Genomic DNA, 10,612 nt, shown 5'->3' with positions numbered 1-10,612 from the left:
CGAGCAAGAGCAGCTGACACCACACCACACCCACCGGAGAGCCCGATGACCGTACGACTCGCCCAGTTGGCAGGCCGGGTGCTGCGACCCGTCCTACGACCCGCCCTGTTGCCCGTGCAGTTCGCCCTGCTGCTGTTCACGCTGCGGCTGGGCCGGCTGCGCGCCGCCCGCGCGCGCGGCGACCGCGGCGCCATCAGCATCGAACTCGCCCTCGCCATCATCGCGCTGGTGTTCGTCGCGGGCGCCGTCGCGACCGCGCTGTACCTGCTGAAGGACAAGGTGGTCACCAAGGTCGAGCAGGATCCGAACCTGCCCGGCGGCGCGGGTGGCGCCTCCAAGTGATGCGCCTTCCTCGCCGCCGCGGCGACCGGGGGTCGATGAGCATCAGTCTCGCCATCGTCTTCCCGGTCGTCCTGCTGCTCCTGCTGCTCGTCGTCCAGGCCTCGCTGTGGTGGTACGACCGGCAGGTCGCGCTCACCGCCGCCCGCGAGGGCGTGGACGCCGGGCGGGTGCAGGGGAACGCGACGGACGAGGTGAAGAACGAGGCCGCCCAGCGGCAGGCCCGGGACTTCCTGGACCGGCAGGGCGTGCGGTCGTACCAGGTGCGGACCGACGGCAGCACGCCCGAGACGATCCGGGTCACCGTGGAGCTGACGCCTCCGCTGCTGATCCCCGGGCTCTCGGCGCCCAGCGTCCGGCAGTACGCCGAGGCGCCGCGCGAGCGCTTCGTCCCGCCGGTGGTGACGCAGTGAGCCGGGGGGTCCGCGCGCGCCTGCTGTCGTGGCGGCCCGGGCTCCGGTCGCGGCCCCGGCCCCGGCCCCGGTGGCTCGCCCGGCGGGCGGACCGGGGCGGGGTCGCGATCGAGGCGGCGATCGTCGTGCCGCCCGTGGTCGGGCTGGTCCTGCTCGCGATCGCGGCAGGGCGGGTGCAGACCACGGCCGGAACGGTCGAGGCCGCCGCCCGGGCCGGGGCCCGTACCGCCTCGCTGCAGCGCAGCGTCGACGGGATGGACCAGCCCGCCGCGGACTCCGCCCGGGCGACGCTGAACCAGCAGGGCGTCTCCTGCCGCAACGGCGACGTACGGGTCGGCAAGGGCCAGTTGGACCTGCCGGGCGGGCCGGTCACGACCGTCACCGTCACGGTGGTCTGCGACGTCGAACTCGTCGACCTGTTGGGCGGACCGGCCGGGGTGCCCGTGACGAAGCACCTCGTCGGAGAGTTCACCTCCGTGGTGGACCGCTACCGCGGCACCTGACGGCACGCACGACACGACGCACGACACGACGTACGACAGCGCACATGACACGAGACGCAAGACAGCGCACATGACACGACGCAGGACAGCACGCAGGACTGGACGCAGGACAGGACATGAGACGGGGCGCGTGACGGCGCACCGGACACCGCGAGGCCCCCGGCGGGTCGGCCGGGGGATTGGGGACGGCCCGCGCGGGGGAGACGCAAGCGGAGAGCGCTCGGGGGATGACGGAACGGCACCGAGGGGCGCCCGGTGGGGAGCCGGTGGGGAGACGACGTGCGGATCGGGGGGAGGGGATGCGGGTGTTGAGCGGACTGCGGCGCCGGACCGGGCGCTCGCGCCGGTCCGACCGGGGCGCGGTCGCCCTCTTCGTGGCGATCTGCGCGGCCTACGTCGTGCTCGTCATCGCCCTGGTGATCGATGCGGGCGGCCGGCTGCGGGTCGCCGAGCGCACCGACGCCTACGCCCAGGAGGCCGCGCGGGTCGGCGGACAACAGCTCGACCAGGCGGCGGTGTTGCAGGGCAAGGGATTCAAGGTCCAGCAGGAGTACGTCCGGCAGGCCGCCGACGCCTACCTCGGGCTGTACGGGCTACGGGTCGGCGAGGTCGAGTTCTCCGGTGACGGCAGGGTCGTCACCGTCACCGTGCAGGCCGACTACCGCCCGGTCCTGCTGGGCGCCCTCGGGGAGCGGAAGGTAACGGGCAAGGGCAGTGCGACCCTCGTCCACGGAGTCGAGAAAGCGGAGACCGACTGATGGCCGCGCCACGTGCCAAGGACCAGGCCCGATCCGCCCAGGCCCGTACCGGCCGGGACGGAACCAACCCGGCGGGAGCCGCTCGGGCCGGAACCGCCCGGACGGGAACCGGGAACGACCGGGACCGACACGCGAGGGGCCGGACCCGAACCGGGCACCGGGCCGGGCGCCGCCGCGGCGGCGCCCTGATCACCGCGCTCGCCGCGCTGGTCACCCTGCTCGCGCTGCTGTTCGGCGTGCCCGCGCTGCTGCTGTACGGCACCCAGGCGGTGGCCTCGATGGGCGAGGTCGTGTCGGGCGGGGTGGGGGAGGCGCTCACCAGTCCGGACGACGGGCGGCTGTTCCTCTGGCTGCTCGTGGTGGTCGGCTGGCTGGCCTGGGCCTGCTTCGCACTCTCCGTGCTGCTGGAGATCCCCGCCCAGCTGCGCGGCCGGATCGCCCGCCGGATCCCGGCCTTCGGCTGGAGCCAGCGGGTCGCGGCCGGACTCGTCGGCTCGGTGCTCGGGCTGCTGCCGGTGGCCGGTTCCGCCTTCGCCGCGGTGCCCGAGCTGACCCACACCCCGGTCGTCCAGGCCCAGTTGACCCCGGGCGTGCAGCGGGCCGCGCTGCCCGCGGCGCAGTCGGCGCCCGCACTGGCCCCGGCGGCCGACCAGCACGCGACGTACACCGTGCGGGACAGTCGGCCGGCGGACAGTCTGTGGTCCATCGCGGAGCGTCAACTGGGCTCCGGCGAACGCTGGGTGGAGATCGCCAAGCTCAACGACGGCCGGACGATGGGCGATTCGGGTGTCCGCTTCGACGCGGACCGGCCGATCCAGCCGGGCTGGGAACTGCTGATGCCGGCGGACGCCAAGCCGGACGAGGCGAAGGCGGCCGGGCAGGCCTCCGCGCAGACTCCCGCGCAGGCCCCGGCCCAGACGCCCGCGCAGACGCCGGATGCCGGTGCCGGTGCGGCCGCGGGGTCCGGTGCGGCGTCGGGATCCGGTGCGGCCGAGGTGCCGCAGGCCGGGACGGAGCCCGGGGCGGGCGGGCCGAAGACGGTGACCGTCCAGTCCGGGGACAGCCTGTCCGCCATCGCCCAGCGGGAGTTGGGTGACGGCGAGGCCTGGCCGAAGCTGTTCGAGGCGAACAAGGGGGTGCAGGCGCCGGGCGGGGAGCGGCTCACCGACCCGGACGTGCTGGAGCCGGGGACGGTGCTCACCGTGCCGGGGGCGACCGCTCCCACGCCGGCTCCCGCCCCCGCCCAGACGCCGGCTCCCGCGCCCGGCCAGGCCCCGGCGACCCAGGCTCCCGCGCCCGCCCCGACGCAGGCTGCCCCGGAGCAGGCCACCCCGGCGCCCACGCAGGCGCCCGCCCACACCCCCGCGCCAGCCTCCGCCGCGCATGCCGACCCGGCATCCGGCGGCGACTACAGCGTCGCCCTCACCGCCTCCACCGTCGGCGTCCTGCTCGCCGCCATCATGGTCGGCACCGTCGCCCACAAGCGCGGTGCCCAGCTGCGGGGCCGCCGCCCCCGGCACCGCATCGCGATGCCCGAGGCCGAGGCCGCCGCCTTCGAGAACGAACTGATGACCCGCCAGGACCAGGCCGGTCTCGAACTGCTGGACCGCGCCCTGCGCACCCTGGCCCGCAACACGGTGCGCGGGGGCAAGCGCCTGCCCGCCATCGTCGCCGCCCGGATCACCCTCGACCACGTCATCGAGCTGCACCTGTCCGGCCCGGCCACCCCGATCGCGCCGTTCCGCGCCGCGCACGCCGCCAACGTCTGGTGGTGCGGCGCGGACTCCGGTGACCTGCTCAGCGCGGCCCAGGCCCGTAAGACCGCCGCGCCCTACCCCGCGCTGGTCACCCTCGGCACCTCGCCCGACGGCTCGGTGGTGCTCGCCGACCTGGAGGCCGTCCGGCTGCTCCACCTCTCCGGCCACCCCGACGACGCCCGCGACGTGCTGCGCACCCTCGCCATCGAACTCGCCCACAGCCCGCTCGCCGACCGGCTCCACCTGCACCTGGTGGACCTCGCCGACGAGGTGTCGATCAGCGGCCCGGCCGCCGAGCGCATCCACCGCCACCCCACCCTGGAGGCCGCGCTGGCCGCCCTCGGCCCGCGCACCGCCAAGGCCCGCGCCACCCTGATCGCCGCCGAGGCCGTCAGCCCGCGCGAGGCCCGCAGCCGGGGGCAGGCGGACGAGTCCTGGATCCCCGAGATCGTGCTCTGCGCCCAGCAGCCCGGCGGCGACACCCCCGCCGAACTCGGCCGCCTGCTCGACGCCCGTCCGCGCACCTGTGTCGCCGTCATCACCCGCGCCCCCGAGCGCGGCACCGGGCCGGTCGCCCGCTGGACCCTGCCGACCACCGGCCAGGCCGCCATCCCCGGCCTGCACCTGACCGTCGAACTCCAGCGGCTCGACGGGCAGCAGTACGACCAGGTCGCCGAGCTGCTCCGGGTCGCCGACGACACCACCCAGCACCCGGCGCCCGCCTGGACCCTGGACGGTCCCGGGCTCGACCCGGACTTCGACGAGGACACCGACACCACCGAACTGCCGCTCGCGGTACCCGTGTTGGCTGCGGTCGGCGCGTCGGGTGCGGAGGTCGAGGAGGGCGCGGACGCGGCCGCCGGGCCCCGGCTGCTGACCAGGGTCATCGGCACCGGCGCCAGCCCGTTCGCGGGCACGGACCCGGCGGCGCCGGCTCCGTCCCCCGCCCCCATTCCCGTACAGGCCGGGCCGGCGCGGTTCGCCATCAACGGGCAGGGGCGGCAGGCGGCCACCGACACCGAGCAGGCCACCGACGACACCACCCGCGAGCTGCGGCTGCCGGCCGGTTCGCCAGCCGGTTCGCCGGCCGATCCGGCGGTCGGTTCGTCGGCCGGTTCGTCGGTCGATTCGCCGGCCGATCCGCGGGTCGGGGCGGAGACGGCGGACGTGGCGCCGGTGGACGCGTCGGTGGTCGTGTTTCCGGTTCAGCCCGTGGCGCCGCAGCGGTCCGTCGAGCCCGCCGGGCCCGTCGATCCCGCCGGGCCTGTTGATCCCGCCAGGCCCGCCGAGCCGGCCCCGACGCACCAGAGCGCGCCCGCGCCCACCGGCGTCGACCCGCGGATCCCGTCCCGGCCTGATCCCACCGCGGACGGCCCGTCCGAGGCGGGGGCCGGTGCCGGGCCCGACGCCGAACCCGGCCCCGCGGCCGTGGCCACCGTCGCCCGGACCACCCCCGGCCGCAGCGACAGCGACGACCTGCTCGCCATCCTCCGTTCCCCGGAGGCGCACGCCCCGCGCAACGCGCCCCGGATCCGGCTGCTCGGTCCGGTCGACGTGGCCGGCACCCTCGGCAGCGCCGAACCCGGGGCGCTGCCCCGGCTCACCGAACTCGCCGTCTACCTCGCGCTGCGCCCCGGCGCCGATCACCACGCCCTCGACCACGACCTGCACCCCGGCGCCGCACACCTCGACCCGCACCCCACCGCCTCCGGCACCAAGAGCCCGCTCCCGGCCAAACTCGCCGACCTCGCGGCCTGGTTCGGCAACTCGCCGGAGGGCCGCGCCCACCTGCCCACCGAGGGCACCGACGGCTACTCCTTCGCGCCGGCCGTCACCTGCGACTGGGACGAGTTCCGCAGCCTCTACCGGCGCGGCATGCGCAGCACCAGCGCCACCGCCGACGCCGCCCTGGCCCACGCCCTCGCCCTGGTCCGCGGCGCCCCCTTCGCCGAGGCGCCGCCCGCCTCCTACGGCTGGGCCGAGTCCGAACGCCAGGACATGATCGCCGCCATCGTCGACACCGCCCACGAACTCGCCGCCCGCCGCCTCCAGTACGGCGACCACCGCAGCGCCGAGGCCGCCGTCTTCCGCGGCCTCGCCGTCGCCCCGGACGTCGAACTCCTGCACCGGGACCTCTTCTACGCCTACGCCTCCGCCGGCGCCCGCGACCAGCTGCTCCGGGCGGTCAACCGCCTCGACGCGCTGAGCCGCCGCACCGGCCGGGACCTCGACGCCGACACGGTCACCCTCCTGCGGGACCTGCTGGCCGGCTCCTGAGGCCGTACGCCGACTGCCCGCCCGACTCCTCCTGGGAATCGGGCGGGCAGTCGGCGTTGGTCGCCGGCGGGCCCGGTCAGACCGTGCGCAGCCAGGCATCGAGGGTGGCGAAGTCGGCGTCGGTGAGGCCGACTTGCGGGTCGACGCGGTGGAGCAGCGCGCGGGCCGGGTGATGGGCCGCGACCCAGCGGCGGTCGGCTTCGGTGATCTCGTCGTCCACCCAGGCGAACGGCCGCCCGGCGGCCCGGACGGTCAAGGGCCTCGTCTTCCAGTGCAGTTGACCTCCGTTGTCCGGGGCGTCCGTCGCAGGCCAGTCCACGACGGGCAGCCGGGGCAGGCCCAGCCGGGGCGAGAGGCAGTCGTTGGCGTCCGCCAACCAGGTCGTGGCCCAGACCAGTTCGCAGGGCAGGGCCAGGAGGCGCGGCCCGAGCGCCGGGTCGACCCGCGCCACCAACGGGTTTCCGTACGGGACGGGGCCCGGGTAGGTCGGGTAGCCGCCCAGGGGCGGGGCGCCGAAGGGAATGAGCGGACCGTCGACGTCGAGGAACAGCAAGGGGAGGTCGGGGCGGGTCATGGAGGCACCGTAGCGGCGACGGCGTCGCGTCGGCGCGCCGATCGACGACCCGGCCTGGATCGGGTGTGCCGGGATCTCGTAGGGTTGCGCGCACGGGACGTGGTGGCAGGCACCACGATTGCTAGGGCATCAGACGCCGCGGCAGCGGCGGGGCGGGGCGGTGACCAGAAGATGGCGGAGACGACAGCTGTTTCCGGAGGTCCCGAGCCGACCGCGGACTCGGGCCCCTGGGACGCGGTACCGCCACCGCCCTCGCGCCGGCCCTCCGAGGAGCACCCGCCCGGGCCCGCCGCGCTGTACGAGCCGCCCGTACCGCCGGCCGCGCCCCCGGCGCCGCCCGCACCGCCCGTCGCACCCACCGGATGGACCCTCACCGGCCTTCCCGCCGTGGGGGTTCCCGGCCCGGCGTCGTCGCCGCCGTTCTCCGCCCCCGGCACGGTCGCGGGTACGGCTGCCGCGGGCACGGGCACGGGCACGGGTACGGGTGCGGGCGGACTGGGCGCGGCGCCGCGCGGACGGATCCTGGTGATCGAGGGCGGGTACGGCAACTCCGGACGCCGCACCTGGGGGCGTGGCGGACCGGCCCAGGCGCCCGTGCTGTCGGCGATGCTCGCCGCCGTCTCGCCGCAGGTGCTGCTCGCCGCCGACGCGGTGGACGCCGTCCACCTCCCAGGCGCCGGCGACCCGCACACCGTCCTCGCCCACCTGCGCGCCGCCTCCCGGCACCCCGGGCCGCTGCTGGTGCACCTGGGAGGGCACGTCGTCGCCGACAAGCGTGGGGGCCAGTTGCAGCTCACCCTGCGCGACTCCAGGCAGGACGGCCTGCCCTGGCAGGCCATCGCCGCCGAGCTGAGCCACCGTCCGGCCGAGTGGCAGACCCTGGTCATCGCCGACCTGAGCGCCGACCAGAACGTGTGGCCGTACCTCCAGGGCGCGGTCTCGCCGCTCAGCGAGGGCATTCCGCTGTGGGCGGTCGTCAGCCCGGACCCGGAGCAGATCGGCACCTTCACCCGCGCCCTGATAGAGGCACTGCACGGCGGCCGCCCGGGTGCGGGCGAGGTGCTGGCGCCGGAGCAGCTGCGGCAGCAGGTGTACTCGGTGCTGCGGCCGGACGTGGTCATCCTGGCCACGCATGCCCCGGACCGCCCGGTCTTCCGCAACACCGCCCGCCGTGGTGAGGTCCCGGCGGACGTCGTTCCGGCGGTCGACGTGGCGCCGGCCGACATGGTGCCCGCCGCGGTGCCGGTCGCGGATGTGGTGCCGTCGGACGCCGTACCGGCGGAGCGGCCGCCGGTGCCGCCGGTGGCCGCGGCGCCCGTCCCGCCGCCGCGCCAGGCGGAGCCTCAGGAGGCGGTGGCCGAACGGGCGGTGCCCTCCACGCCCGCGGGCGGGCCGGTGAGCCTGATCAAGCCCGGGGTGCCGCCCACTCCGCCGCGACCGGCCCGGCCGGTCAGTCTGCTGAAGGCGGGAGAGGAGCAGCCGGCGGAGGCGTCGGACGTGGGCCTGAACCTGAGCAAGCCGGGCTCCGCCGCCGAGGCTCCGGTCGAGGACGCGGTGACCTCGGGCGGTGTCACGCTGCGCAAGGGACGGTCCGAGTCGTCGGACGAGATCGAGGCCGAGGTCTCGGCCGTGGACGAGGTCGTGGCCGCGGGCGAGGTTGAAGCCGTCGAGGGGGCCGCCGAGGCGGCGGAGGCCGTGGAAGCGGCCGAGGTCGGCGAGGCCGTCGGGACCGGCGGGGTTGTCGAGGAGCCCCGGGACGCCGTCCCGGCCGAGGCCCAGCCCGCCGACCGGGTGCCGGTGGACGAGGCGCCGCAGGACGCCGCTCCGGCCGAGGAGGCGCCCGCCGGTCGACCCCGGGCGGACTACCGCGAGGTCATCGGACGGATCGTCCGCAGCGCCGACGCCGGGGATCACGCCGCCGCGACCGACCTCGCCCTCGCCCTCGAACTGGAGGCGATCGCCGAGCACGGGGCCGTGTCCGAGCCGGTCCTGCAGGTACGTCAGGTGCGGGCGCACGTGTGCCGGCTCGCGGGCCGACCCGTCGAAGCCGCGGACATCTACCGCGAGGTGGCGCTGACGCTGCTCCGCGCGCAGGGCGCGGACCACCCGGAGACCCAGCAGGCCGCCACCAACGCCGAGGCCTGCTGGCGTTCCATCACCGACCGGGCGGAGGCCATCCGGATCGCTCCGGAGATCATCGAGTTGCGCGCCCATCTCCCGGGCCGCGACGGCCGTAAGCTCCGGGCCGCCGAGCGCTACCTGGCTCAGCTGGCCGCCGCCCCCGCGCCGGCCGGCAGCTGACAGGGGACGGAAGACGGAAAACAGCGGACGGATAACAGATTTCGAAATCTGTTATCCGTCCGCTGTTACTTGTCAGCTGTCGGCTGTCAGCTGCGGGCCGACAACGGTCAGCCGTCCACCGGCCGGCGGTCGCCCGCCGGCCGGCAGCGGATCACCGACCGGCGATCGCGTGGACGAACTTGGCGCCGTCGATGGTGCCGAGGCCGCTGGCGAGGTCGTAGCCCTCGGTGGCGTTGTAGCCGGTGACGCCGCCCCAGCCGTTGTCACCCTGCTTGACGTCCACGAGGCCGCTCCAGTCGCTCGGGAGCAGGTTCAGGCCGTACAGGCGCCAGTTGAGCTGGCCGAGGCGGTAGCCGGCGAGCTGGTCGGCGAGGGCGACGACGCCCGAGAACAGCGGGGTGGCCTCGCTGGTGCCGCCGGTGAGGTGCCAGCCGACCGCGGTCGGGTCGTAGGACTCGTAGGTCCAGGCGGCGCCGTCCACGGCCGCGCTCATGCTGATGTCGGGCGTGCCGCGGTGGTTGCCGGTGACGTTCGCGACGCCGGCCTGGTACCACGGGCGCTCGAAGACGCCGGACACGCCACCGCCGCCGGCGCCGGACTTGTCGTGCCACACCTTGTCGGGCGCGGTGCGGTTGCCGTTGTCGTCCAGGGTCAGCTGGGTGCCGCCGATGGAGGTGACCAGCGGGTCCGAGGACGGCCAGGAGTTGACCTTGTACGGGTACAGGTCGGTGCCGTTGGTCTGCGAGTCGGTCGCACCGTTGTCGCCGGAGGCGGCGAGCACCGTGACGTTGTGGTCGGCGGCGGCCTTGAAGGCGTAGCGCAGGTCGGTGAGCGACTTGAAGTCGCCCTTGTCGTAGCCCGGGAAGGTGTTCTCGGTGGCGCCGAAGCTCTGCGAGATGACGTCGCCGCGGCCGGCCTTGATGAGGGCCTTCTCGGCGTCCATCATCTCGGGCAGACCGGTGGTGCCCTCGGTCTCGGCCACGCCGGTCTCGACCAGGACGATGTGGGCGTCGGGGGCGATCGAGTGGGCGTACTCGACGTCCAGCGTGGTCTCGCCGGCCCAGCCGGTGTGGTCGGGGTTCTTCGGGTCGAAGACGGGAACGTTGCCCCACTTGACCACCTCGACCTGGGTGTCCTGGATGCCCCACTGCTTGTCGAAGACCTCCAGGTCGTGCTGGATGGTCGGCGAGCCGAAGGAGTCGACGATGACGATCGTGCGGCCCTTGCCGGTGATGCCCTCCTGGTACAGCGGGTTCAGGTTGTAGGCGTTCCGGTACTGCAGCGGCGAGTAGCAGTGGATGCCGATCTGGCTGACGCACTGGGTGGTGCTCAGCGGCGCGACGCGCGCCTGGGCGTTGTGGTGGCCGAAGGAGGCCGGGCGGACGTGGACGCCCGTCAGGTCGTGCGAGGGGGCGGCGGTCGCGGTGCCGACGGCCGGTACGGCGATGGTGCCGGCGGTGAGGGCGGTGGCCCCCACAGCGAGCAGAGCCAGGGCGCGGCGGAGGGTGACGGGGCTGCCCATGGGACTCCTAGGGACGCAGGGCCCGACCAGGTCCGGTCGGGTCGGTTCGGACATCCCATCGAGAGCCGCATGATCATGCCATAGTCATTTGGTGGGGTCGTCGGGCTGGGGGCATGGTCATGATCGGCCACGCGAAAAGGTAAAGGCCGTCCCAGGGAAAAGTAACCG

General features: G+C 75.2%; 8 protein-coding genes. 6 read left to right on the top strand and 2 right to left on the bottom strand.

Annotation, left to right across the window (positions count from 1 at the left end):
• Positions 1-45 precede the first annotated feature (45 nt).
• The 5 genes from RZ50_RS25435 to RZ50_RS25415 all read left to right on the top strand — a co-directional run bounded on the left by RZ50_RS25435 (position 46) and on the right by RZ50_RS25415 (position 6,047).
• Positions 46-342, top strand: coding sequence for a hypothetical protein (locus RZ50_RS25435; RefSeq protein ID WP_196948897.1), 297 nt, complete (start codon positions 46-48; stop codon positions 340-342).
• Positions 343-377: 35 nt separating this feature from the next.
• Positions 378-752 carry a TadE/TadG family type IV pilus assembly protein gene (locus RZ50_RS25430; protein ID WP_254803052.1) on the top strand — a complete coding sequence of 125 codons (375 nt, stop codon included), beginning with the start codon at positions 378-380 and terminating at the stop codon, positions 750-752.
• Positions 749-1,255 carry a TadE/TadG family type IV pilus assembly protein gene (locus tag RZ50_RS25425; protein WP_308272242.1) on the top strand — a complete coding sequence of 169 codons (507 nt, stop codon included), beginning with the start codon at positions 749-751 and terminating at the stop codon, positions 1,253-1,255. Before RZ50_RS25430 ends, RZ50_RS25425 begins: the two co-directional genes overlap by 4 nt.
• 308 nt (positions 1,256-1,563) lie before the next feature.
• On the top strand, positions 1,564-2,013 hold the full coding sequence (locus tag RZ50_RS25420) for a hypothetical protein (RefSeq protein WP_217680846.1): 450 nt from the start codon (positions 1,564-1,566) through the stop codon (positions 2,011-2,013).
• Complete coding sequence (locus RZ50_RS25415; protein WP_196948893.1) at positions 2,013-6,047, top strand: LysM peptidoglycan-binding domain-containing protein; 4,035 nt, start codon at positions 2,013-2,015, stop codon at positions 6,045-6,047. The genes RZ50_RS25420 and RZ50_RS25415 overlap by 1 nt, the downstream gene beginning before the upstream one ends.
• Positions 6,048-6,123: 76 nt before the next feature.
• On the opposite strand, the gene RZ50_RS25410 is transcribed toward RZ50_RS25415, so the two are convergent.
• Positions 6,124-6,621 (bottom strand): HAD domain-containing protein, encoded by a 498-nt coding sequence (locus RZ50_RS25410; RefSeq protein WP_196948892.1) that lies wholly within the window; start codon positions 6,619-6,621, stop codon positions 6,124-6,126.
• 387 nt (positions 6,622-7,008) lie between these two features.
• Between RZ50_RS25410 and RZ50_RS25405 the strand changes: the two genes are divergently transcribed.
• Positions 7,009-8,922: a hypothetical protein gene (locus RZ50_RS25405; protein WP_196948891.1), complete on the top strand. Its 1,914-nt coding sequence runs from the start codon at positions 7,009-7,011 to the stop codon at positions 8,920-8,922.
• Between the two features lie 151 nt (positions 8,923-9,073).
• On the opposite strand, the gene RZ50_RS25400 is transcribed toward RZ50_RS25405, so the two are convergent.
• Positions 9,074-10,444 (bottom strand): S8 family serine peptidase, encoded by a 1,371-nt coding sequence (locus RZ50_RS25400; protein WP_254803051.1) that lies wholly within the window; start codon positions 10,442-10,444, stop codon positions 9,074-9,076.
• Between the last annotated feature and the right edge of the window lie 168 nt (positions 10,445-10,612).

Origin of the sequence: Kitasatospora sp. SUK 42 (assembly GCF_015776785.2) — a bacterium.
Lineage (GTDB): Bacteria > Actinomycetota > Actinomycetes > Streptomycetales > Streptomycetaceae > Kitasatospora.
This window is presented reverse-complemented; position numbering and strand designations above follow the sequence as displayed.